The following is a 25,390-nucleotide window of genomic DNA, read 5'->3' as shown; positions in this document are numbered from 1 at the left end:
AAACATTCGTCACAACGAGATACGTCAGAACGGTGTTTCTCATTGCTTTCCATAGCCCTGACTTTGTCTGATGATTTCCACGATGACAGCTACTGCTTTTTCCATTGATTGGACAGACACAAATTCATAGCGCCCATGGAAGTTTTCTCCCCCGGCAAAAATATTCGGGGTCGGCAAACCCATGAAGGATAATTTTGAGCCGTCAGTCCCGCCGCGGATCGGTTCGATGATCGGATTGATCCCCAATGCCTTCATCGCTGTTTCCGCCAAATCGACCGGACGCATATCGTTCTTCAGCACTTCACCCATGTTGTAGTATTGATCGTGCATTTCGATAGAAATGCGGTCCTCGGTCAATTCCTTGTTCATGCGCTCTGCCAGCGCAAGCATGGTTGTTTTCTTGTTCTCAAAAAGCTCCTTGTCATGGTCCCTGATGATGTAGGTCATCTTGCTTTCTTCCACATTGCCTTCAATGCCCAACAGATGATAGAAGCCTTCACGCTTTTCAGTCTTTTCAGGGACTTCATTTTGTGGCAAAGCGCCGTCGTATGCGATAGCTAATTTGATCGCATTCACCATTGTGTCCTTGGCAGTGCCTGGATGCACGTTTTTGCCACGGATCGTCACGATGGCTTGCGCCGCATTGAAACTTTCGTATTCAAGTTCACCCAACGGGCCGCCATCCATCGTGTAGGCAAAGTCGCAACCGAAACCGGCCACATCAAAAAGATCGGCTCCGCGGCCAATTTCTTCATCGGGCCCGAAGGCGACTTTGATGTCCCCGTGCTCTATGTCATCCGCTGCTTTTATCGCTTCCAAGGCTGTGATGATTTCAGCGATGCCGGCTTTGTCGTCAGCACCCAACAACGTTTTTCCATCGGTAGTGATCAATGTCTGACCGATGTAGTTCTTCAACGCAGGGAAGTCCTTGGGCGAAAGCATCACCTGCGCTTCCGCATCCAAAATCAGATCGTTGCCCGCATAGTGTTCCCAAATAAGCGGATTTACATTCGCTGCCTCGAAATCAGCTGTGTCCATATGAGCGATGAACCCGATTGTAGGGAACTCTTTCTCTGAGTTGCGCGGCAAACGTGCTGTCACGAATCCATTCGTTGCATTGTATTGGATATCCGAAAGCCCGATTTCTTCCAGTTCCGGCATCAAAACCATTTTTGCGAAATCCACCTGATTTTGGGTTGAGGGCACTGTCAGACTTTTTTCATCCGATCTTGTCTCGAATTTTATGTATTTAAAGAAACGGACCACTAATTTTTCTTGCATGCTTTGACATCCTTTCACAATTGACTATCGAAAATAAAAGGATCCGTGTTGATTTCGGAAGCGATGACTTCCAGATCCCACTCATTTTCTTTTTTCCATTCAGTGAATAATTCCAATAATTTCGGTTTACAAATCTGCTCGATGTGATGGCCTGGGTCTATGACGGTCAGTCCATCAGCCTGCATATCGTGGGCCGTGTGGTAGTAGACATCGCCAGTGATGTACACATCCGCACCCTTTTTGATTGCTTTCCGGTAATATTTGCCGGCATCCCCGCCACAGACGGCAACACGACTGATTGTCTGATCCAAATCAGCTGCTATGAAACGCATGCCCTCGATCTGGAAAACATCCTTGACGTACTGGATGAAGGAGCGCAAAGACATCGGCAAAGCCAAATTACCGACCCTTCCTAAGCCGTATTCGCGTTGGAAATTATTGATTGTGTATACTTCGTAGACGGGCTCTTCGTAAGGATGCGCTTCATACAGCGCCTCCAAGACATCAGCTAAGTATTTATCTTCGACGATCATTTCAATCTTTTTCTCTTGGACTTCCTCTGGTTCGTTTATATGGCCTATGGCAGGCTTAGCACCTTCCATGGGAGTGAATCGGCCAACGCCTTGCGCCTCAAATGAGCAATGACTATATTCATCGGAAATGTTGCCCGCTCCCGCATCGGCCATAGCCAAGCGGACACGATTGCATTCGGCATTCGGTACACATACGGATATTTTCTTCACAGGCACACGCTTTGTGACATCCATGATTTCAACGTCCAACAACCCCAATGCTTCAGAAAGCCAATCGTTCATCCCGTTATTCGCATTGTCGAGATTCGTGTGGGCCGCATAGACACTGATGTCATGCTTGAGCAAATCAACGTACATTTTTGTTTGCTTGTCGGATACATCCAGATTTTTCAACGGTCGGTAGATCGGCGGGTGATGGGAAAAGATAAAATCGGCTTTCTTATCGATGGCCTCTTGGACGACTTCGGGACGGACATCAAGTGTCACCAAAATACGGCGGACCGGACGGCTTAGGTCTCCCAAATGGAGTCCCACTGGATCCCCGTCCTCTGCCAACCAAGTCGGAACATGCGATTCAAATAACTCGATGAATTCATAACCCGTAATGCTTGTCATTTCAGCACCTCTTTAATTTCATTGATTTTATTGATCACTTGCTGTTCTTTTTCATTCAGATCGTTGCTTGCTTTTTGCATACTGTCCAATATGTATTGGCATTTATCGATTTCGGCTGACCATTTTTTGCGGAAAATATCATTTTTTTCCTGAAGCAGGAAACGTCCGAAGCTATATTCTAAATTGCTGTAGTTTTCTGGCGACTCTGCCTTCTCGGCAACGAGGATTTCATAAATCTTACCATTTTCTTCCAATATCGTTTCGTCGATGATTTTGTATTGATGGCCAATCAGCCATTCACGCAGTTTCTTTTCTCCGTTATTGGGCTGAAGAATCAATCGTTCCACACCGACCAGTTTATCTTTCAGTCTGCCTTTTTCCAGAATTTTGGAAATCAAGTCCCCACCCATCCCGCAGATGGTGACGACGTTGATATCGTCTGTCGTCTCAATTACATCCATGCCATCGCCAAGCCTAGCGCTGACGCGATCGCCGACTCCTGATGTTTTGATCTGTTCCGCTGCCGATTCGAATGGGCCTTTCACAACTTCACCTGCCAATGCGTAACTGACGACATCGCGCGCCGCCAAAACACAAGGCAAATAGGCGTGATCCGAGCCTATATCGGCCAGTCTCGCATTTTTCGGCACAAAGCCTGCGACTGTCTCGAGTCTTACGGATAATTGTTGAATATTCAACCTCATCCCTCCCTTTCCATTTTTGCTGATAGTACTATTTTAGCACAATTCCCTTCCAGATATCCCATAAAACCTGATATCACTCGGAAAACGGCATAAGAAAAACCCGAGTGCAATAACTCGGGTCAGATGCTTATTACTCAAGAAAATCTTTTAATTGTTTCGAACGGCTTGGATGACGCAGTTTGCGTAAAGCTTTCGCTTCGATTTGACGGATCCGCTCGCGGGTTACGCCGAATACCTTCCCTACTTGCTCCAATGTCCTGACATTCCCGTCATCAAGACCGAAGCGCAGACGAAGAACGTTTTCCTCGCGGTCGGTCAAAGTGTCCAACACTTCCTCAAGTTGTTCCTTCAGAAGTGTCTGAGCAGTATGCTCAGCTGGACTCAAGACTTCCTGATCTTCAATGAAGTCGCCCAAATGAGAATCATCTTCTTCCCCGATAGGCGTTTCCAAGGAAACAGGCTCCTGAGCAATTTTCAGGATCTCTCTGACTTTTTCGGTCGGAAGATCCATCTCGGCGCCGATTTCTTCAGGTGTCGGTTCGCGCCCAAGATCCTGCAGTAATTGCCGTTGGATCCGGACCAATTTATTGATCGTTTCAACCATATGCACAGGGATACGGATCGTTCTGGCTTGGTCGGCGATGGCACGGGTGATGGCTTGACGAATCCACCAAGTGGCATAGGTGGAGAATTTGAAACCTTTCGTATGGTCAAATTTTTCGACAGCTTTCATCAGACCCATATTGCCTTCCTGGATCAGATCCAGGAACTGCATGCCCCGACCGACATAACGTTTCGCGATGGAAACAACCAGACGCAAGTTGGCCTCAGCCAATTGCTGTTTTGCTTCTTGATCGCCGTCTTTGATGCGCAAGGCCAAATTGACTTCTTCCTCTGCGTTCAACAAAGGCACGCGGCCGATTTCCTTCAAGTACATACGGACAGGGTCATTGATTTTCACTCCGGGAGGCACAGCCATCGGGTCTTCTTCTTCGTCCTTTTTGGATGTGGCTGCTTTTTCTGGCTTCACTGTTTCTTTGGCAAGTTGACGCGCTGTCGGGCCGCCGTCTGCGTCTACGACACTGACACCGCCGTCTTCCATTTTTTGTATGAGTTTATCCATGTCATCCGCGTCCAATTGGAAAGGTGTAGCTATCTTATCAGCCAATTCGTCGTAGAAGACGGACCCCAGTAATTTATGTTCTGCGATCAGCTTTTTGGTTACCTGTTCTATCGTTAAACCTTGATCATTTTTTTCGATTGCCATAAAATGATTCCTCCATTCGATGCGGGCTATTTCTTTGTTGCTTTTAATTCTTTTGAGAGCGAAACGATTTCCAACATGATTGTCTTCAGACGTTCATTGTCATTTTTCTTTCGCGCTTCCTTCATCTCTGCCTGTTTCTTGGTCAGTTGATCCTGTAAAGACGACTTGTCCCGGATGATATGGACGAGATCCTGAATTTCCTGATAGGTGACTTCCGAATCCAATTGGAACCATTCAATCTCCGTAATCACGTTTTGAAGAGCCGGATTATTGATGCGGTCCAAGAATTGATCGATATTGCCGACCAACCCATTCTGTCTGAAAAACTCTTCATACAAAATGTAGATTGTCTGGTAGTCATCATGGATGAAATTGAAATCCGCATCAATTTCATTCAGATACGACCAGACTTCCTCGAAATGAAACAGACGGTAAAGCAGCTGCTTTTCGCTTTGCTCAGCCTGGGTCACTTTGCGTTTATTCGTGCTTGGATACAGCGCGTGTTGAGTGGCATCTTGCGGCGCGGTTCTTCTGACCGGCTCGCGTTCAGGTCTTTGCTGAAGCACCTCTTGCTGATAACCCTTCAATTGCTTCTGCAGAATATCGATCGGAATACTGAATTCATCCGCGATGTCCTTCATGTAAAGCTCTCTTTCGACCAGAGAATCCAAGGGAGCCAATGCCTTAAGCATAGTTTCGATATAGGTGATGCGATTTTTTTCGGAATCCAGGTTCAGATTCATCTTGAGGTAGCGTGAATAGAACTGAATGACTGTCTCCCTGTTGTTGCTCAGTGCTTTAGCAAATGCCTCCGGACCTTTCTGCTGGATGTATTCATCCGGGTCCATGCCTGCTTCCAGCGGGAAAATGGAGATATCGAAGTGCTTGTTGCGTTCCAGTATCTCTATGGCGCGCTTCGTTGCTTCGACCCCGGGACGATCACCGTCATAGGCAATGACTATTTTATCAGCGGTTTTCGTCAATATACGGTTCTGTTCTTCCGTCAGACTGGTCCCCATCGAGGCAACACCATTTTTCACTCCCGCTTGCCAAGCGGATATGACATCCATGTATCCTTCGAAAAGGATCACTTCTGAATGCCTTCGGATCTCACTGCGGGCTTTATCGAAGTTGAAAAGGAAATCCCGTTTGTTGAACAAAAGTGTTTCAGGGCTGTTCAAGTATTTTGCTTCATGATAACCTGTGTCATCCACTGGGGAAGCATGCAGAATTCTGCCGGAAAAAGCGACCGTCTTTCCTTTAGAGTTCCGCAATGGGAAAATGATCCTGGCCGAGAAGCGATCAAAAAGTTCGTTCTGGCCTTGTCTATCCGTGAATATACCACTTTCCTGAAGGAGTCCTTCATCGAATGCCTTCGCTTTTAGCATTTGAAAGAGCGCCGTCCGATTGGAAGGGGAAAACCCTATTTGATACTCTTTTAGTGTCTCCGGGGTGAAACCGCGTTGGATCATGTAATCAAGCGCAGCTTGCCCCGTGACGGTATTCATCAGGACCTGATGGTAAAAGGCAGCTGCTTCCTCGTGGATTTGGATCAGTTTTTCCTTTTTTGACTGCAGCGGATTATCCTGTGCATGGCTTTCGTACGAGAAATCCAAGGCAATGTTGCTTAATTCGGCTGTCTTGATGACTGCCTCAACGAACGAAACGCCCTCGACATCCATCAAAAAGGTAAAAACATTCCCTCCTCTTCCGCAGCTGAAACAGTGGAAAATCTGTTTTTCTTCTGCAACAGAAAAAGAAGGGGTCTTCTCGTCATGGAACGGGCAAAATCCGAAATGATTCTTGCCTCTTTTTTTAAGTTGTACATATTGGCTGACGACATCAACAATATTCGTTTCGGTTCTGATTTGCGCTAATTTTTCTTCTGAAATACGTTCTGCCAAATGTCTCCCACCTTGAAGAAATGTCTTCATTTTATAAAAACGAGCATAAAGATGCAAATTAGATTTTACCACATTTTTGGCACACAAGCAAACTTTAATCCAATTGGTCAACTCTGCTGCTTTGCTTGCGGATCCGGAACTTGTACAAAGAACAGCAGTATCCCGCCGATTACGAACAGGATGATCAGGGCAAAAACGCCATCCAACGAGTTTCCTGTCAGCTGCGAGATGAGTCCGACCAGCAGCGGACCGACCACAGCCGCAAATTTTCCGAAGATGTTATAGAATCCGAAAAATTCGTTCGCTTGCTCTTTCGGGATCAATTGACCGAATAAGGATCGGCTCAACGCCTGCACGCCGCCTTGGGCTGTGCCCACAAGCAGCGCCAAAATGATGAATGTCAGCAACGAGTCCAACTGCAGCGCATAAATGCAGATAAAAATATAGGTTACAATGCCCACAAAAATCATGTTCTTGTTGCCGAAGCGCTTGGATGCTCGGCCGTACAGGATGGAAAACGGGAAAGCAACGAACTGGACCACCAGCATGACAACGATCAGTTCATTCGAAGAGAGCCCGATATCCGATCCAACCGCAGTCGCCATCTTGAAGATGGTCCCAACTCCGTCGATGTAGAAGAAATAAGCCAACAAAAATAAAAAGGCTTGTCTGTATTCCTTGATGTTCTTCAGCGTTTCCCATAATCTGACAAAACTCTTGCGGACCACAAGCGGCTCTTTTTCGATGTAATAGTTCTGCTTGACATTCTTCCAATAAGGGATGGTGAAGATGAACCACCAAACCGCAGTCAGGATGAAGCCGCCCTTCACAATGCCGCTCGTGCTCAATGGCAAAATGCCGGTCAATTGGAAAAAAATGAAGATGACGAAAGGAATGGAACTGCCGATATAGCCCCAGCCGAATCCCGCCGAGGATATGCGGTCCATCCGTTCATCGGTCGTCACGTCCATCAAGGAGCCGTCATAAAAAATATTCGCTCCGGAAAAACCAATCACAGATAACATGTACAAACCCAACAGAAACAGCCAATTTGCAGCAGGCACAAATACAAACCCAATCGTTGCGAAAATGCCGGCCAACGTAAAGCCCGTAAACAAAGGATTGCGAAAGCCTTTGTAATCCGCGACAGCTCCCAATACAGGGGCAAGCAGCGACACAACAAGAGTGGCAGCCGCATTCGCATATCCCCAATAAGCTGTCGAGTCTGCATCCGCCAATCCGCCACTTTCCGCGATCGACTTGAAATACAAAGGGAATACTGCTGTTGTGATCATAATGGAATATGCCGAATTCGCCCAATCCTGCATAATCCAACTTTTTTCTTCAGTCGTGTAACGGCTCAGCTTTTCTTCAGTCCCCATATTGCCCTCCTATGTCCTATTCGTTCGACGACAAGCACCTTGTCTAACCCATCATAACGAATGGACGAAGAATGGGCAACACCCAATAGTAGGATGTTGCCCATTGTTTTTTTGTTAGTCCTGCGCAGCTTCATCATACTCAGCCAATATTCCTTCAATCAACGTCCAGGCCTTTTCAAAACCCTCTCCCGTTTCTTTTGAGAACATGATCAAGGACTCATCGCTCGGAATATTCAACGCTTTCTTGATGCGATAAAAATGTTGATTCCATTTCCCGCGTGGTATTTTATCGCATTTGGTCGCGATGACCGAATAAGGAAGATTGTAATACTCGATAAAATCCTTCATCTGAATATCGTCTTCGGTTGGTTCATGACGAAAATCGACAACCAAAAAGACATGACGCAATGTGTCCCGTTGTGTAAAGTACGTCTCCAGCATCTGGCCCCATTTCGCCCGTTCCGTCTTCGAAACTTTCGCGTAACCATAACCCGGAACATCCACAAAATAAAATGAATTATTGATCAAATAGAAGTTCAAAGTCTGGGTCTTTCCCGGTTTGCTGGATGTCCGCGCTAACGCTTTACGATTGATCAACTTGTTGATGAACGAAGACTTGCCCACGTTGGACCGTCCCGCCAAAGCAATTTCAGCAAAACCGGTGTCTGGGTATTGTTTCGGATCGACCGCACTCATTACGATTTCTGCTTCTTTTACATGCATTTGTTTTCACTCCTTCTCAAAGCCGTCTGCAATAAAACCGACGCTTAAAACCCTTCTTGCAATCGACTGCCATGACTAGGCGAAAAAATCCGGAAATCAGATTAAAAATTGTCTGATTCGCCGGACTTCTAACGCAAGCTCATGTTCAGTTGATCTGTTTGCCGTCTTCATCGAACAGCAACGGCGCACCGATGCCATTGACAGTGTTGTCCGTTATGACGCATTTCACGATTTCATCTCTGCTTGGGATATCAAACATGATGTCCAGCATGATGTTTTCGATGATGGAGCGCAATCCGCGGGCACCTGTATTTCTTTCGAGTGCTTTTTTGGCGATTGACCGTAATGCGTCATCTTCGAACACCAATTCGACGCCATCCAACTCAAGCAATTTCTTGTATTGTTTAACCAGAGCGTTCTTTGGTTGTGTCAGAATATGAACCAAATCATCTTCCATCAACTTTTCCAATGCAGCCATAATCGGTAAACGGCCGATGAATTCCGGAATCAATCCGAATTTCAACAGATCTTCCGGTATGATCTGCTGCATGATGCTCTTGTCTTCCAAGTGTTTTGCTTGAGGAGAGCCGAAACCGATGACTTTTTCGCCAAGACGCTCTTTCACGATGGTTTCGATGCCATCGAAGGCACCACCGACAATGAAAAGAATGTTCGTCGTGTCGATTTGGATGAACTCTTGTTGCGGGTGTTTTCTGCCGCCTTGCGGTGGAACGTTCGCAACAGTGCCTTCCAAAATTTTAAGCAACGCCTGTTGAACCCCTTCACCACTCACATCTCTCGTGATCGATACATTTTCACCTTTGCGGGCGATTTTATCAATCTCGTCGATGTAAATGATTCCCCGTTCAGCACGCTCGACATCAAAATCGGCAGCCTGAAGCAGCTTCAACAGGATATTCTCGACATCCTCACCAACATAGCCAGCCTCCGTCAAACTTGTCGCATCTGCAATCGCAAATGGGACATCCAGGATGCGCGCCAATGTTTGGCCAAGGAATGTTTTGCCCGAACCAGTCGGACCTATCAAACAAATATTACTTTTTTGCAACTCTACATTATCATCTTCTGACATCATGCTCATTTGGCCGATGCGTTTGTAGTGATTATAGACGGCTACAGATAGCGTCCGTTTGGCTTTTTCTTGGCCAATCACATATTCGCCCAAAATCTTTTGGATTTCCTGCGGTTTTGGTACCTCGGTGAATACCGCTTCGCTTGGTGCATAGATTTCTTCTTCGATGATCTCTTTGCACAGATCTACACACTCATTACAAATATATACATCCGGCCCCGCAATGATCTTTTTCACTTGGTCCTGAGATTTTCCGCAGAATGAACAATGTATTGTCCCGACACTTTCATCATGGAACACAATCATTCTCCTCCCTAAATACTTACTTTCCGATCCAGCAGAACTTACCAGAATCCGCCATTTTCAGTAGCGCGGCAATCCGGTTGACCGCTTTCGAACGGTTTACATCTTAACACAGAAAGGAAAAATTGAAAAAGAATATGATTCGTTTACCTAGTGGGGGTTACAGCCCGAATATATCCCTGAATATAAACAGATGGGACACTGACTATGGAAGACAATGTCCCGATCTCTTTATTCTGTTTCAACTTTTCTTATTCTTCGATTGCTGAATCAGTGATGATGCTCATCGCTTTCTTCATTTGGATATCGTTAGTCAACATATCAGAGCTGACCAATCCGCGGACACGGTCTGCATCCATGTTGTATTGTTTCGCCAACTCTTCGATTTCTGCAGCGATTTCTTCTTCAGAAACGACGATGTTTTCATCTTTGATGATTTGTTCCAACACTAGAGATGTTTTCGTGCGTACATCTGCATCAGCTTCCATTTGAACGTGCAAGTCGTGTTCTGTAGTACCTGTGATTTGGTAGTACAATTCAGGAGAGATTCCTTGACGTTGCATATCATTCAGGAAAAGATCCATTTGACGGTGTACTTCATCGTGAACCATTACGTGCGGCAATTCAACGATTTCAGCATTGTCCACGGCTTGTCTCAAAGCTAAATCCTGAACAGCTTCGTCAGCTGCAGCATTTTTGCTTTCTTCCAATTCCTTGCGGATTTTTTCTTTCAATTCGTCCAATGACTCTACTTCTTCGTCGACATCTTTTGCGAATTCGTCATCCAAAGCCGGTAATTGTTTTGTTTTGATTTCGTGTACAACTACTTTGAAAGTAGCTTCTTTTCCTTTAAGATCTTCAGCTTGATAGTCTTCAGGGAAAGTCACGACAACCTCTTTTTCTTCTCCAGCTTTTACGCCGACCAATTGCTCTTCAAAGCCTGGGATGAATTGCTTAGAACCCAACTCTAAAGAATGGTTTTGATCTTTGCCGCCTTCAAAAGCCACACCGTCAACGAATCCTTCGTAGTCGATCACAGCTGTGTCGCCAAGTTCTGCGCCTTCTTCTTTAAGCACCAATTCAGCTTGACGTTCTTGTTTTTCTTTCAAGTTGTTTTCAACATCCTCATCGGTAACGACGCGGTCTTGTTTTTCAACTTTAAGGTTTTTGTATTCTCCAAGCTTCACTTCAGGTTTCACTGTAACTTCAGCAGCGATAACCCAAGGCTGGCCTTTTTCCATGCTCTTGATGTCAATTTTTGGTTGAGAAACAGGATCCAGTCCAGCTTCTTCGATAGCTTGCGAATAAGCAGCCGGCAAAGCGCCGTTCAATGCGTCTTCGAATAAAGACTCTTCACCATAAATATTGTTGAAAACGTGACGAGGAACTTTACCTTTACGGAATCCAGGAACAGAAACGTTCTTTTTCACTTTGTTGAAGACTTTATCCATTTCTTGTTTGATGATTTCTTCTGAAATTTCAAATGTTAAGACACCATCGTTAGTGCCTGTTTTTTCCCAGTTTGCAGTCATTTACTTTCCTCCAAAAATATTGATTTTATTGCAATTAATTTGATATTGCACACTCTCCAATACTACACTAGAAAAGTGATGTTGTAAACATAAAGTGCTTAATTATTCCGTTTTCGTCCAAAAAAGACACCTGTTATCCACGCTTCAACCAATGATTTTTAACGCTTTCTTAGATTTCTTTCACCGTGTGTTTTTGGTATAATCATTCAATGGGGGTGATTGCCAGTGGCCGTAAATTATCCGAACGGCAAAAAGTTCCATGCCGAGTCGCGGTTACCGAAAACTGCAAAGAAAAAAGAATTCATATACAGCAACCGGGGTATGACGCTTGAAGAAGAAATCAACAGCAGCAATGAGCATTACCTTTCATCAGGAAAAGCTGTCATCCATAAAAAACCGACGCCTATCCAAGTCGTAAAGGTGGATTACCCCAAAAGAAGTGCCGCCGTCATCAAAGAAGCCTACTATCGTCAGTCCTCCACTACCGACTATAACGGTGTTTACAAGGGGCTATATCTGGACTTTGAGGCTAAAGAAACAAAAAACAAGACAGCCATACCCTTGAGCAACTTCCACGAGCATCAAATCGTCCATATGAAAAGGTGTATCCAACAGCGAGGAATCACGTTCGTACTGATCCGGTTTTCTGTCTTCAACCGTGTCTTCTTACTGAACAGTTCCTATTTGATTGACTTTTGGGAGAATACATTGAATAATGGCCGTAAATCGATCCCTTTGGTTTTTATTGAGGAAAACGGGATAGAAGTGGCATACGGGTTCAATCCCCGATTGGATTATCTGGATGCAGTGGACAAAATGCTTGAACGCACTATCAAATAACTTAAGAGGTGAACCACATGCCGAATGAAGGCAATCATACAAGATCACGCGCAAACAACAAACAGAAAAACGGAAAACCAAAAAGCCCTCGCAAAAGTACTGTGAAAGCAACAAAGAAAGCGAAGAAAAACGGGATGCCGCTCTGGAAAAAAATTATCTTCGGTATTTTTGCCCTAGGTATCATCGGACTCGCTTCGGGCGCTGGCCTGTTCTTCTACTACGTCTCTTCCGCCCCCGAACTGACCGAGGAGAAATTGGCCGGACCAGCAGCATCAGTTATCCTGGGTCTCGACGGCGAGGAAATCAAGACGATCGGCGGCAGCGAACAGACCCGCACGGTCGTGACAGCAGAGGAGATTCCGCAAGTTTTGAAGGATGCCATCGTATCGATAGAAGATCAACGCTTCTACGATCATAAGGGTGTCGATCCGATCCGAATCCTCGGTGCGCTGTTCGCGAATCTTCAGCAGGGCGGGATCTCGCAAGGCGGAAGCACCATCACCCAGCAATTGATTAAATTATCCTTTTTTTCAACCAGTTCCGAAGACCAGACACTGGAGCGGAAGGCTCAGGAAGCTTGGATGTCCATGCAGCTGGAACGGGAATATACAAAAGACGAAATTTTGGCGTTCTACATAAACAAAGTCTATATGTCAAACAACGTGTATGGCATGGGCACGGCCGCTGAATACTTTTTCGGCAAATCCATCACCGATGTGACGCTTGCTGAAGCAGCCACTTTGGCGGGCATGCCGCAAGCTCCTTCACTGTATGACCCAATCAACAATTCAGAGGATACGCAAGCCAGACGCGACCTTGTTCTGGACATGATGGTCGAGAACGAAAAAATTACCGCCGAAGAAAGCGCCGAGGCGAAGACAGTCCAAATTCAGGGCAGCATACTCGATCACTCCGGTGACGTCAATACATCACTGGTGATCGATCCATATATTCAGCTCGTCATCGATGAAGTCAAGGAGAAAACCGGCCTGGACGTTTACGAAGGCGGACTGACAATCACAACCAACCTCGATATGGATGCCCAGCAACGTTTGTACGATATCGTGAACACCTACGATTACATCGAATTCCCGGATGATCTGCTGCAGACCGGCGTTTCAATGGTAGATGTCAACACCGGCGCCATCCAGGCAGTCATCGGCGGACGCAACCAGAATGTGCAGCTAGGGCTCAATCGCGCCTCCACCCTCGAACGCAGTATCGGTTCGACGATGAAACCATTAGCTGTCTACGGACCGGCCATCGAATACCTGGATTACTCTACCGGTACATTGGTCGTTGATGAAGCATATAGTTACTCGGACGGCAGTGAAATCAACAACTACGACAACAAGTACAAAGGTGATCAGACTGTCCGCGAAGCATTGGTTGATTCGCGCAACATCCCAGCACTGAAGACTTTCCAGGAAGTCGGTGCGGATAATGCCTTTTCTTTTCTGCAGAAATTAGGCATTACGATCACGAACGATGGCCAAGAGTATTTGGTCGAATCCAATGCCATCGGTGGTGAAGCGACACCGATTGAGCTTTCCGCGGCTTATGCAGCCTTCGCCAACGGAGGCACATACTACGAGCCTTATACGGTTCAATCCGTAACGACTGCGGAAGGAGAAGAATTCACCTTCGAACCGAACGGAACGGAGGCGATGAAAGAGTCCACAGCCTACATGATCACCGATATGCTGAAGGACGTCATCACTGAAGGGACAGCAAAGAACGCCCAGATATCCGGTTTGCCTCAGGCCGGCAAAACAGGGACAACCAACTACACAGATGAGGAGTTGGTCGCAGTCGGCGGGACAAACGTGCCTTATGCTGCTCCGGATGCTTGGTTTGCCGGCTATTCTACAAGCTACTCCATTTCGGTTTGGGTCGGTTATGACAATTCCAAGGAATACGGAAACTTTTTGGATTACGAGACGCAAAGTCTGACGCGTGATATTTATCGTGAGTTGATGTCCTACGTATCCGAGAACACCGATTATGCCGATTGGACGCTGCCCACATCAGTCAGTCAAGTCTCGATCGAAAAATACACGGATCCGATCATGAAGCCCGGTCCAAATACGCCGAGCAACCTGATTGCCACAGAGCTTTTCGTAAAAGGAACAGAACCTACTGCCATTTCCAAGAAATATGGCGTGACATTGTTGGCGCCATCCGGCTTGAAAGCCAGCTACAATGCAGATAAAGACGAACTGACCATAGAATGGGATAAATACTCAGCCAGCGGCATCGATTCCAATGCACAAGCACAATACACAGTGACGGCAGGCGGTGCTTCCGAAGCGACAACAGATACCAAAGTCGTCATTGCTAATCCTGATAAAGGCACAATTACGATTTCCCTGATTGTTAAAGTCGGTTCAAGCACCTCACCGGCTTCTTCCATCCAGTTGACCATCGCCGATCCGGCGCAAGAATCATCCGAAGAGGATGACCAAGATGAAGACAAGGCATCAAGCGACTCCTCATCATCTTCATCATCCAGCTCTTCAGCGGAAAACGATCAAGCATCCTCCGATGCACAAGATGACGAAGAAACAAACCAGAATCCATAAAAAAAACAGCCAGCTCCCGATTTGATAAAGGAGCTGGCTGTTTTTTTGTTCCGGATGCCGAAAGCTACTCGGATCCGTTTCATTTCAAACCCAAACGCTTCTGCCCTTCCTGGCACATCGAAAGCAGGGGGCAAACTTCACACTTAGGATTTCGGGCTGTGCAATGGTACCTGCCGAAGAAAATCATCTGGTGATGGGCATCAGACCAGCGTTCCTTCGGAATCTTCTTCATCAGTAACTCTTCCACTTCCAAAACCGATGCTTTCTGAGGAGCTATGCGCAGACGTTTCGATATCCGTTCCACATGGGTATCCACCGCGATTGCTGGGATATGGAATCCGACACTCATGACGACATTTGCTGTTTTGCGCCCCACTCCGGGCAACTTGGTCAGTTCCTCAAGCGTGCGCGGCACTTCGCCGCCGAAGTCCTCCAGCAGCATTTTGCAGCATTTTTGGATATTGGCAGCTTTGGTCCGGTATAAACCGATTGTCCTGATTTCTTGCATGATCGACTCGAGCGGGGCCGCAACGAAAGCCTCGGGCGTGGAGAAGCGGTCGAACAGGCTTGGCGTAACTTTGTTGACGGAAACATCTGTTGCCTGGGCGCTGAGGAGTGTCGCAATCAACAGCTGAAACACGTTCCGGTGCAGCAATTCACATTGCGCATTCGGGAACAGCACCGCCATTTCATCCAGCGCTTCTACCGTCTTTCTTTTCGATAACATATTTCACCCCATCTATGCGTCCGCGTCAGTGTCCAGCCAATTGTACAACGGCACTTCCATCGGTGCATCCGTTCTCGCTTTTTCATCAAACTTATCCTGATTGCTTTGAGGCCGCGTCGATTGCTGTTGGACCAAATCTTTTACGCTTTTGATGTTTTTCTTCTCCCAAGCCAATAGAATGCGGTCGATGTATTTCAGGCTGTAAACGCGATTCAATACCGCTTCTTTTAGAGCTGATTCGATCAATTCGAGCGGATAGTGGTCCATATCGATCCAGCTTGCAATGGTCTGCATCTCGATGGGCGATAAGTTCCGCCCGAATTCCTGCTCGAACATGGTCATGATATTCTTCTCCTGCTGCTGGATGGGCTGCTTTTTCTCGGAACGTTCCATCAATTGAAATAGCCGTTGATAGATCGGATCCAAGGAATAGGAGTCCTCCACTTTGCCGGCGAGATCATTTTTCGTCTCCATCAAAATCATTTGCTTCTGCATCAGATTATGCAGCAAGGAAAAGACATCCTTTTCGGCAATACCCATATTTTCAGCAATCAACGCCAGATTCGGAAACGGGATGTTCTTATCGATGTAAGCTTTCAGCTGGAGCACAAAAATGAATTCTGTATCGGTAAGCCCGATCCTTTTGTAATTCTGCAGCAAAAAATTTGGAATCAGCGTCTGGCCAGATTCGATCCATTTGGTTAATTCGTTGTATGACATTATATTGATAAACTCCTTCAGAGTAAAAGGAAGCGGAACAAATAGCTGCTATTTGCCCCACTCCCATTCTGTTTTGATTGCATTCAGACTCGTGACATCCCCTGTTATTATGGGTAGATTCTGTTCAGTAGACGAGGGAACGGAATCGACTCACGGATATGTTCGGTTCCGGAGATCCAGGTAACCATTCTTTCGAGTCCCAATCCGAATCCGGAATGCGGTACTGAACCGTATTTGCGCAGATCCAGGTACCATGAATAGTCTTCCTTGCTCAGGCCGAACTTTTCTATCTGTTCGCTTAAGCGCTGATAGTCCACTTCACGTTCGCTGCCGCCGATTATTTCACCGTACCCTTCCGGAGCGATCATATCCGCGCACAGAACGACTTCCGGACGATCCGGATGTTCTTTCATGTAAAAAGGCTTGATTGCTTTCGGGTAATTTAGGATGAATACAGGTCTATCAGACTGATTTGCGATAAAGGTTTCGTGAGGCGAGCCGAAATCGTCACCCCAGACGATATCATCAAATCCGTTTGCGTTCAATAAAGCTACAGCATCGTCGTAGCTGATGCGCTCATAAGGTAATTGTGTATATTTTTTCAGCAATTCTTTGTCGCGCTCCAGCGTATCCAAGTAGATATCACAATTATCCAGCACCGACTGGACCAGATAAGCGACATATTTTTCTTGGACTTCCAGACTTTGGTCCTGATGCATGAAGGCCATTTCCGGCTCCATCATCCAGAATTCGATCAGATGGCGGCGTGTCTTCGATTTTTCGGCCCGGAAAGTCGGCCCGAATGAAAATACTTTTCCGAAGGCCATTGCAGCTGCTTCCATATACAACTGCCCACTCTGGGACAAGTAAGCTTCCTCATCAAAATACTTGGTGTGGAACAGCTCGGTCGTCCCTTCCGGCGCACTGCCGGTCAGAATCGGCGGGTCCACCTTGATGAATCCTTCTTGATTAAAGAATTCATAAGTTGCGCGGATGATTTCATTACGGATCTTCATGATGGCGTGCTGTCTGGATGAACGCAGCCATAGATGACGATGGTCCATCAGGAAATCTGTTCCGTGCTCTTTAGGCGTGATCGGATAATCTTGGCTTTCTCCCAGCACTTCGATGCCGGTTACGAGCAATTCGTATCCAAGCTTCGAGCGGGTATCTTCCTGGATAATGCCTTTGACGATCAAAGAAGTTTCTTGCGTCAGTGATTTTGCTACGTCGAACAATTCTTGGCCGACATCGTTTTTCAAAACGATGCCTTGGAAATAATGGGAGCCGTCACGAAGTTGCAGGAAAGCGATTTTCCCGCTGCTTCTTTTGTTGGTTACCCAAGCACCGATGGAAATCTCTTGCCCTACATATGCTTTCGCTTGGTCCATTGTGATAAGTGTCAATATGGTCTACTCCTTTTCCCAAAAAAGGTTACTTTTTATGGGTTTCGATAAATTTTTTGATGCGATCTACTGCTTCTGCAAGTAGTTCTTCCCTGACAGTGTAACTTATTCTGGCGTAATCAGGGTATCCAAAACCATCACCTGAAACCAACGCGACATTTGCTTCCTCGATCAGAGCCAATGTAAAGTCTTTGACTTCTTTAAACCCGCACATTTCGGCGGCTTCCTTCACGTTCGGGAACAGGTAAAAAGCTCCTTGAGGTTTGGTTACCTTAAACCCAGGGATGCTCGCTACGAGCGGATAGAAGAAGTTCAGGCGTGCTTCGAACGCTGCGCGCATTTCCTCTACAAAGTCTTGCGGTCCGGTTAATGCAGCCAACGCGCCATATTGGCTCGGTCCGGCAGGATTGCTTGTCGAATGACTGGATAGCTCAATCATTTTACTGATGATTTCCGCATTTCCGATTGCATATCCGATTCTCCAGCCCGTCATGGCGTAGGTTTTGGATATACCGTTGATGATGATGGTCTGGTTCTTGATTTCTTCTGAAAGTGAAGCGATTGAGATGGCGTTGTTCCCGTTATAAGTCAGTCGGTAGTATATTTCATCGGCAATGATCAAGACGTCGTGTTCAACCGCCCACTCGCCGATCGCCTTCAATTCTTCAGGCGTGTAGATCATACCGGTCGGGTTCGACGGCGAATTTAAAAGCAAAGCAACCGTTTTTTCGGTGCGATGTTTTTCCAGATCTTCCACAGTGAGTTTAAAGCCTTTTTCAGGTGCTGTTTCGACAAGAACGTTGACGCCGCCAGCCAGTTTGATCTGTTCGGTATAACTTACCCAGTATGGCGCAGGAACGATGACTTCATCTCCGGGATTAAGAATGACTTGGAATAAAGCAAACAAAGCATTTTTGGCCCCTTCAGTCACGATGACCTGATTGACGGCGTAAGTGACTCCGTCATATTTCTGATGATAATCCACAATCGCTTGACGCAATGGCAGGATACCGGCAGTCGGGGTGTAGTGGTTTGCTTTGTTTGATTGGATTGCTTCTACTGCGGCATTCAGAATGGAAGCGTGCGTATCGAAGTCTGGTTCTCCTACTGTCAAGTTAAGGATATCCTTTCCTTGCGCTTTCATGACGTTGACTTTAGCTGACGTCGCCAATGTAGGGGATTCGCTTATTTTATTCATTCTTTCAGAAATTTTTACCATCTCAATCACTCCAATTTATATGTTTTCTATATCTTTGAGCCATTTACCAGAAATAGCGGATATCAAATAGTACCCAATCGTATCATTTGCATTTTTGTAGGTGACTTCCCATACCGGTTCTTCGTTCTCTATCCCCAGTCTTGCCTCCAGAATCCGTTCAGGCTTCTTATCCGCCTGAGTGATTGATTTAGCTTCACTTTCGGTGACGACTTCCGCAGTGTTCAGGACAGTGGTTTCACCGCCGTCTTTTTTAATGATGACATATAATTCTTCATTGTTGCCATCGATGCCAGCCAGTGTAAAATACGTCTCTGATCCATTGTACCAATAAAAATCTTGGACTTTTTGGATGTTGGCGTTCTCCTCGGCAATGGCGGTTGCTTCTTTCTGCGCCTGCAGCATCGGTTGCTGGCTTCGGTAAAATATCGTGTAGGAACTGACGATCATCAGGAAAAGAATCACAATCGCCCCAACAATGATATTCTTCTTCACATCTTCCACTTCCTTATCTTTGTTTGAAACCTTATTGCAATCTCACCTAATTATTAATGATACCTTAAACTGCAAGCTGAGGGAATATCCCACCGCATTATTTTTTCAGAAATTCCTGAATTTCCGTCTTTATTTCATCATGATCGGCTACTTTGATCCCTACGCCCTCCGGAAGCATTAGTTGCATACGTTTGGAATAATTACTTTTGATCAATCTGTCGTCCAGGCAAATGACGACACCTCTGGCATTCCTGGAGCGCACGAGTCTGCCGATACCCTGTTTCAGACGGATCATCGCTCGCGGCAGAAATTCTTCATAGAACGCCTTCTTTCCTTGATCCTGATGGTAGGCTTGAAACGCAACACTTTCAGGGCGATGCGGGGGATCGAACGGCAGTCTGGTGATCACCAGAATTTCGACTGCCTGATCTGAAAAATCTATGCCTTCCCAGTACGAAGCCGAGCCCAGCAAGATTGCCGCATCGGCTGACATGAATCGATTGTGCATCCTTCTTCGGCTACCGGAAAATCCTTGAGCCAGTATTTCCGTCCCAGCAAATTCAGCAGATACAACATTTTTGAGTTGGTTATGGACCTCTTCGAGCAAGCGGTTGGATGTAAACAGAACTAAAGCTTTGCGCTGTTGCGGGAGTACGATTTCCCGCAACGTTAAAACAATCTGGCTGGCTGCTCGTTTATCATCCAAGCACGTAATGGCTGTAATGTCATCCGGAAGGAAAATCCGCAACCGCTCACTTAAGTTATAGGGTGAATCAAAATGCCCTTCCTGCAATTCAGCTTCACCGATTTTGTTCTTGAAATAATCAAGCGATTTATCCACTTTGAGTGTCGAACTTAAATATACTGTCCTTTTGAATCGGTCCTTGATTTTAGAATGGATTTCTCCGGAATAATCAATCTGGTTTGTTTCGATTTCCAGTGAAAGCAGATCCTTATCCCAAGCAAAGTGCAGCACATGATACGTACCTGCGCGCTCTTGGAAAAAATATTGCAGATTGACCTGTACCGTGTCCAAGTCATCCAGCAACGCCTTTGCGCGCGGCCACATGACCGGATCATTCCTCAAGCAGGATTTGTCCAGGCAACGCATCGCAGCTAGTCTGGCCTCCAGTATGTACCGGTGAATTTTCTTGTATATATTCTTCGTTCCGTTCTCAAGTTGAAAATTCTCATCAAGATAAACTTCGCCTTTTTCTCCAACCTCGTGGATAAGCGAACGCATCAATACTTCTTCTGAATAGGCACATTCCTGGTACAGTTGATCGATCGCGAATTCCAGATTGAACAAATCATAGTCCAAAGAATCGCCATTGGCATCCTTTTCTATCGCCTCCCGAAAGTCCCTCAGGAAGTAGCCGAATCGCTTCAAACGGCGTTTCAGAATGGACAAGGCTACCGTTTTTTTGTGTGCATCTTGGTAGACGCGCGGAAACTGATGCGCTTCGTCGAGAATCAAGTCTATGGACTCAGTTTGGTCAAAAATAGCCAAATCATCGATGTGATGACTCAAAAAGGAATGGTTCGTGACGATCAGACTGGATTGTTCTGCTTTTTTGTTATTGAAGGCGAAGAAATCATCATTGGCCCATTTCCCTTTTAAAGGGGCCTCGTGGCTCTCAAATGTCAGTTTTTCCCATAAGAAGTCAAAATTCTGTGCTTGGCTCAATTCGCTGATATCGCCGGATTCCGTTTCGGTCAACCAGACAAAGACACTCATCATGATCAACGATTCTCTTTTGGTGAGAGACCCTAAAGCCAAAGCAGCTAATTTCTCCAGATGGATGATATTCGTCTTACCCTTCAATGAGCTGACCTGCAACTCGAAGGGCAGCATTTTGCGCAAACGGGTTATTTCGTCATCCATGATCTGTTCTTGCAAAAGCAACGTCGAGGTACTGATGAGCACTTTGTTTTTTGGTGTAGCCTGATAAGCTGCAGGCAATAGATAGGCCAAGGTTTTTCCGATGCCAGGCGCAGCTTCGATCGCCAGATTTAGGGCTGTTTCTGCCTGGTGGAAGCTAAAAAGTGATTGCATCATCTCTAGCTGCTCCGCACGAATTTCCAGCCCTTGATTTTCCATCAACCTTACGGCCACTTTAGAGAAGTCAGTCACTTCTTTTTCTCTGTAAGCAGTCTGTTCCGAGAGTATTTCCTTTTCCTTTAACGCTAATCCATTTTTGACGTAGATTTGCTGCGGGAGCGGAGAGCGTATCTCTTTGGCGGTCTCATAACTTTCATGGAAAAAGGAGTCGTTGTCCACCTGACAATGCGCTGACAAAAAATTTAATTTTTCCAGTGTGACCAACGGTAAGTTATTGGCTTTTTTTTTCAATTGTAAAAAGAGTTCCGCAGTGGCGTGAGCATCGCTTGCGGCATCGTGGGCATTATCATGCGTCAGAACGAAGTAGTTCGATAAGTCTCCTAACCGATAGCTGGACAAGGTTGGATAAAGGATCTTCGTCAACTCTACTGTATCCATTGCGGGCAGCGAGAGCGGCGGCATACCGACTTCCCGAAGAGAACTGTCCAAAAAATGGTAATCAAAATGTACGTTATGCGCCACAAAGATGCAACCCTCCAACGTGTTGTAGATGAAGTCACATACATCTTCAAAATAAGGGGCCTCTTTTACATCCTTATTCTTGATTCCGGTCAACTTCTCAATGATATCCGGTATTTTCCTGCCGGGATTGATGGTTATATTGATTTCCTGAATTATTTCGTCGGCCTGAAGCAAGGTGCATCCGAATTGAATGATCCGATCCCCTCGTTTGAAGCTGGATCCCGTTGTCTCAAGATCGACAATGGCATAGGTTTTCTTCATAAAAATAATCTCCTAAATAAACAGAAGCTTCTCCTGTTCCGGTATTTCTTTCTGCAAGACTTTCCCTGATAATATCTCTTGATAAAAACACGAGCCTTTCCGATCGAGTCGTGCTTTGTATGCAGCTTAACCCATTATATCCTATGTCGCGGGTAATGTTACCGCATAAACGACAATTATCGGATTTTTTTGATGGCCTGCCAGGGCAGATTAGCTGTCAGATATCAAAAAAAGGACCCTTGCTTTGCCGGCAAGGACCCATTTTGTTGGATGCATTAAACGATGTCAGGATAAATGTCTTTCACATTTTTTTCCGGATCGATTACGATATATAATTTGTTTTCGGATGAAACGAATGAAGATTGGTATTCATTGTCGAATCCGTCAGTGTCCAATGCTTTGTAAGGGAAATAGATGCGGTCGACTTCAACGATGACGTCGGATTTTGGGTGATCCTCATCTTGGTACAGGATATCCATTTTTTCGATGTCTTGATGGCTAGCAACGCGATCGAACATGCCTTGCTCAAGTCCGCCCAGATTGATGTCACTTGTGTTGACGTGATCTGCTTCTTGGTGGATTTCGATACGCAAAGATTCGCAAGGATGGATTTCTTGGAAATCACTGTTTCCGATTCGACCGTAGCTCGTTGTGACTTGCTTGATCCATAAATCTCCGATATATTCACGCTTGATTGTCCATGTTTCGCCGTTTCTGAAAATAAATCTCAAACCTGTCATTACTTTTTTCATCGAAATCACTCCTGATATATTTACTTTTTGAATATATAACTATTTTATCATATTTTTTATAAAGTAGGTACAAATACCTTTCTAATGACGGAAAAAAAGTAAGTCGAGCTGCTAAAGGCTCTCCATGAATTCATTCGCGTTGACGACGGCCCTCGTGTGCTTCGCTGATGCAATTTCTTGGCCTTGTGAACGGGCTGCGCATTCGAAGAAATATTTATTTCCTCTATGTTCCGTCACTCTGACCGTCACTGTTATCTCTGCATTGACTGGAGAGGCTTTTTTATGATGCAGATCACAGTGTATCCCTACTGTGGTATCCCCTTCTGCGAGGTGCTCCTTCACGATCCCCATACAAGCATTTTCGATCATGGCCAATAATGCCGGTGTAGCCAAAACAGGCAACGTACCCGAACCGACTTCAATCGCTAAATCTTTTTTCCCGACGGTATAGTCAACTTCGAATGTCTCATCCAAATAAATCATCCTTCTTTTTGTAATGAAGTCCCTTAGTGCGAATGGGGTATTCTCCAGTCTATTGGCCAAGACCAGCGTTTTCAATTCTTCGAATATTTCACCGACGAAAGGACCGCCACGTTGGATACCCAATAATGAAAGCAACTCTTTTCCGTCCAGTGCCAAGTCTTTCAGCGTATGGATCGGCATGGAAACATTCAATTCGATCAGATTTTCACTTTGGTTCGGCAAGCCGAACCCCTCGATAATGGCTTCTATCTCCAGGGCAATTTCGATCCCTGTTTCGAACAGAAGTGGATAGTCCCAAAATTGTTGCAGCCGTTTTTTCAACGCCTGCACACCAACACGAATGTCCATGATTTCCTTACGGGAACACTTCCATTGGCGTAAAAAGGGCTCGATCATTTCATCCTTGAGATCAAGAAAATGGATCAATACAGTCCAAGCAATCGTTGTACCTTTGAATTGCAGCGGAAACAAGGCCAGGTCGATCAATGCTTTTTCCCTATTTTGTAAGCCCGGACACATCTGGAATAGACGCGTTTCCACAAAAAACTTGATCCCACCTTTGCGGTTCCTTCCGATCAGGAGTTTGTTCCACTCTTCACGCACACGCTCCACCGCGATTTTTGAAAGCAGCGGGTGGTACTCGACAATGGCTTCCTTCGTCGCCTGTTCGATTTCAAAATCCAACTGGCTGACAAATCTGGCTGCGCGCATCATGCGCAAGGCATCCTCTCTGAAGCGTTCTTCCGGATTGCCGACTGCCCTGATTAATTTGTTGGCCAAGTCCTCCTGCCCACTGAAGAAGTCTTTAATATTTCCGTGCCGATCGATCGCTATGGCATTGATCGTAAAGTCGCGCCTTTTCAAGTCGTCCTGCAGGCTGCGCACATACTCGACTTTTTCCGGTCTGCGGAATTTTTCATACTTCGATTCTGTCCGGAAAGTTGTTATTTCGTAAGTCTCCCGCTCATGTAAAACCAACACCGTTCCATGTTGGATGCCTACATCAAAAGTGATCGGAAAAATACGCTGAATTTCTTCAGGCATTGCGCTTGAGGCGATGTCGACATCCGAAATATCCAGGTGCAGCAGCGCGTCACGTACACTTCCTCCAACAAAGTAGGCTTCATATCCAGCCCGTTCAATGGCTTCAATGATCGGTATCGCTTTTTGAAATTCCGGTGCTTCTATAATCATAGGAAGTTTTCCAATCCGTAGATCAGGCGATCGATTTCCATTACTTTTCTGCAGGATAGCGCAACACCGTTCATGAAGGAGTCGCGGTCATAAGAATCATGACGGATGATCAAACCTTCTCCGGCACTGCCGAATTGCACTTGCTGATGCGCGACTAAGCCCGGCAAACGGACGCTGTGGATTTTCATGCCATGGTAATCAGCCCCTCTTGCACCTTCAATCAATTCTTTTTCTTCTGGATGACCTTGTGGATGGTCGCCTCTCACTGCGTAGATCAATTCGGCTGTTTTGATGGCTGTGCCGCTTGGCGCATCCAATTTGTTCTCGTGATGCAATTCCATGATTTCCACATCCGGGAAATACTTTGCTGCTTTTGCTGCGAATTCCATCATCAAAACAGCGCCGATCGCAAAATTCGGGGCAATCAAGCCGCCCAGACCCACTTCTTTAGAGTAGTTGGTCAATTCTTCTAGTTGTTCCGTGGAAAAGCCGGTAGTACCGATTACGGGGCGCATACCGTTTTCAAGTGCGAAACGTGTGTTGTCATAGGCTGCATCCGGTCTGGAAAAGTCAATCCATACATCAGCTTCAACTTCCTTTACCAGGGTCGCTTTGTCCCGGAATACTCTCACAGGATTACCGGCATATTGCGGCAATTCATCCAGTTGCTTTTCTGTTGCGAAAGGATCATATACAGCGACCAAAGTAAAGTCTTCCTGGCGCAGGACCATATTTGTGCAGGCGGTCCCCATCTTGCCTTTAAATCCCGAAACTACAATTTTCATTCTACACG

Annotated in this window: 20 protein-coding genes; 2 read left to right on the top strand and 18 right to left on the bottom strand. The window is 45.9% G+C overall.

Annotation, left to right across the window (positions count from 1 at the left end):
* Window positions 1–39 precede the first annotated feature (39 nt).
* The 9 genes from pepT to tig all read right to left on the bottom strand — a co-directional run bounded on the left by pepT (window position 40) and on the right by tig (window position 11,337).
* Window positions 40–1,281 carry a peptidase T gene (pepT, locus tag BMZ71_RS04795; RefSeq protein WP_086988618.1) on the bottom strand — a complete coding sequence of 414 codons (1,242 nt, stop codon included), beginning with the start codon at window positions 1,279–1,281 and terminating at the stop codon, window positions 40–42.
* Between the two features lie 14 nt (window positions 1,282–1,295).
* Window positions 1,296–2,429 carry a Nif3-like dinuclear metal center hexameric protein gene (locus BMZ71_RS04790; RefSeq protein ID WP_086988619.1) on the bottom strand — a complete coding sequence of 378 codons (1,134 nt, stop codon included), beginning with the start codon at window positions 2,427–2,429 and terminating at the stop codon, window positions 1,296–1,298.
* Window positions 2,426–3,127 carry a tRNA (adenine(22)-N(1))-methyltransferase gene (locus BMZ71_RS04785; protein ID WP_086988620.1) on the bottom strand — a complete coding sequence of 234 codons (702 nt, stop codon included), beginning with the start codon at window positions 3,125–3,127 and terminating at the stop codon, window positions 2,426–2,428. Before BMZ71_RS04785 ends, BMZ71_RS04790 begins: the two co-directional genes overlap by 4 nt.
* Before the next feature lie 136 nt (window positions 3,128–3,263).
* On the bottom strand, window positions 3,264–4,400 hold the full coding sequence (gene rpoD, locus BMZ71_RS04780; protein WP_086988621.1) for an RNA polymerase sigma factor RpoD: 1,137 nt from the start codon (window positions 4,398–4,400) through the stop codon (window positions 3,264–3,266).
* Between the two features lie 26 nt (window positions 4,401–4,426).
* Window positions 4,427–6,304 carry a DNA primase gene (dnaG, locus tag BMZ71_RS04775; protein ID WP_086988622.1) on the bottom strand — a complete coding sequence of 626 codons (1,878 nt, stop codon included), beginning with the start codon at window positions 6,302–6,304 and terminating at the stop codon, window positions 4,427–4,429.
* Window positions 6,305–6,411: 107 nt separating this feature from the next.
* On the bottom strand, window positions 6,412–7,686 hold the full coding sequence (locus BMZ71_RS04770; RefSeq protein ID WP_086988623.1) for an MFS transporter: 1,275 nt from the start codon (window positions 7,684–7,686) through the stop codon (window positions 6,412–6,414).
* A gap of 114 nt (window positions 7,687–7,800) precedes the next feature.
* The gene (gene yihA / locus BMZ71_RS04765; RefSeq protein WP_086988624.1) at window positions 7,801–8,409 is read right to left on the bottom strand and encodes a ribosome biogenesis GTP-binding protein YihA/YsxC; all 609 of its coding nucleotides are present in this window, start codon (window positions 8,407–8,409) and stop codon (window positions 7,801–7,803) included.
* Window positions 8,410–8,554: 145 nt separating this feature from the next.
* The gene (gene clpX / locus BMZ71_RS04760) at window positions 8,555–9,808 is read right to left on the bottom strand and encodes an ATP-dependent Clp protease ATP-binding subunit ClpX (protein WP_086988625.1); all 1,254 of its coding nucleotides are present in this window, start codon (window positions 9,806–9,808) and stop codon (window positions 8,555–8,557) included.
* A 248-nt stretch (window positions 9,809–10,056) separates the two neighbouring features.
* A complete protein-coding gene (gene tig, locus BMZ71_RS04755; RefSeq protein ID WP_086988626.1) occupies window positions 10,057–11,337 on the bottom strand; it encodes a trigger factor in 1,281 nt (426 codons plus the stop codon).
* Between the two features lie 225 nt (window positions 11,338–11,562).
* On the opposite strand from tig, the gene recU reads away from it, so the two are divergent.
* Both recU and BMZ71_RS04745 read left to right on the top strand, forming a co-directional pair.
* Window positions 11,563–12,177 carry a Holliday junction resolvase RecU gene (gene recU / locus BMZ71_RS04750; RefSeq protein WP_086988627.1) on the top strand — a complete coding sequence of 205 codons (615 nt, stop codon included), beginning with the start codon at window positions 11,563–11,565 and terminating at the stop codon, window positions 12,175–12,177.
* A gap of 17 nt (window positions 12,178–12,194) precedes the next feature.
* The gene (locus BMZ71_RS04745) at window positions 12,195–14,759 is read left to right on the top strand and encodes a PBP1A family penicillin-binding protein (protein WP_086988628.1); all 2,565 of its coding nucleotides are present in this window, start codon (window positions 12,195–12,197) and stop codon (window positions 14,757–14,759) included.
* Between the two features lie 79 nt (window positions 14,760–14,838).
* Here BMZ71_RS04745 and nth read toward each other — a convergent pair whose 3' ends face one another.
* The 9 genes from nth to dapB all read right to left on the bottom strand — a co-directional run bounded on the left by nth (window position 14,839) and on the right by dapB (window position 25,382).
* A complete protein-coding gene (gene nth, locus BMZ71_RS04740; protein WP_086988629.1) occupies window positions 14,839–15,486 on the bottom strand; it encodes an endonuclease III in 648 nt (215 codons plus the stop codon).
* Between the two features lie 12 nt (window positions 15,487–15,498).
* Window positions 15,499–16,206, bottom strand: a complete 708-nt coding sequence (locus BMZ71_RS04735; RefSeq protein ID WP_086988630.1) for a DnaD domain protein — start codon at window positions 16,204–16,206, stop codon at window positions 15,499–15,501.
* 107 nt (window positions 16,207–16,313) lie between these two features.
* Window positions 16,314–17,597 carry an asparagine--tRNA ligase gene (asnS, locus tag BMZ71_RS04730; RefSeq protein WP_086988669.1) on the bottom strand — a complete coding sequence of 428 codons (1,284 nt, stop codon included), beginning with the start codon at window positions 17,595–17,597 and terminating at the stop codon, window positions 16,314–16,316.
* Between the two features lie 43 nt (window positions 17,598–17,640).
* Entirely contained in the window at window positions 17,641–18,831 is a 1,191-nt protein-coding gene (locus tag BMZ71_RS04725) for a pyridoxal phosphate-dependent aminotransferase (RefSeq protein ID WP_086988631.1), read from the bottom strand.
* A gap of 15 nt (window positions 18,832–18,846) precedes the next feature.
* A complete protein-coding gene (locus BMZ71_RS04720; RefSeq protein WP_086988632.1) occupies window positions 18,847–19,323 on the bottom strand; it encodes a cell wall elongation regulator TseB-like domain-containing protein in 477 nt (158 codons plus the stop codon).
* A gap of 97 nt (window positions 19,324–19,420) precedes the next feature.
* A complete protein-coding gene (locus BMZ71_RS04715; RefSeq protein ID WP_086988633.1) occupies window positions 19,421–22,168 on the bottom strand; it encodes a helicase C-terminal domain-containing protein in 2,748 nt (915 codons plus the stop codon).
* Window positions 22,169–22,443: 275 nt separating this feature from the next.
* Window positions 22,444–22,920 (bottom strand): hypothetical protein, encoded by a 477-nt coding sequence (locus BMZ71_RS04710; protein ID WP_086988634.1) that lies wholly within the window; start codon window positions 22,918–22,920, stop codon window positions 22,444–22,446.
* A gap of 111 nt (window positions 22,921–23,031) precedes the next feature.
* Entirely contained in the window at window positions 23,032–24,597 is a 1,566-nt protein-coding gene (locus BMZ71_RS04705; RefSeq protein ID WP_086988635.1) for a CCA tRNA nucleotidyltransferase, read from the bottom strand.
* Entirely contained in the window at window positions 24,594–25,382 is a 789-nt protein-coding gene (gene dapB, locus BMZ71_RS04700) for a 4-hydroxy-tetrahydrodipicolinate reductase (protein ID WP_086988636.1), read from the bottom strand. The genes BMZ71_RS04705 and dapB overlap by 4 nt, the downstream gene beginning before the upstream one ends.
* Window positions 25,383–25,390 lie beyond the last annotated feature (8 nt).

The organism is Trichococcus flocculiformis, assembly GCF_900113645.1.
GTDB lineage: Bacteria > Bacillota > Bacilli > Lactobacillales > Aerococcaceae > Trichococcus > Trichococcus flocculiformis.
This window is presented reverse-complemented; position numbering and strand designations above follow the sequence as displayed.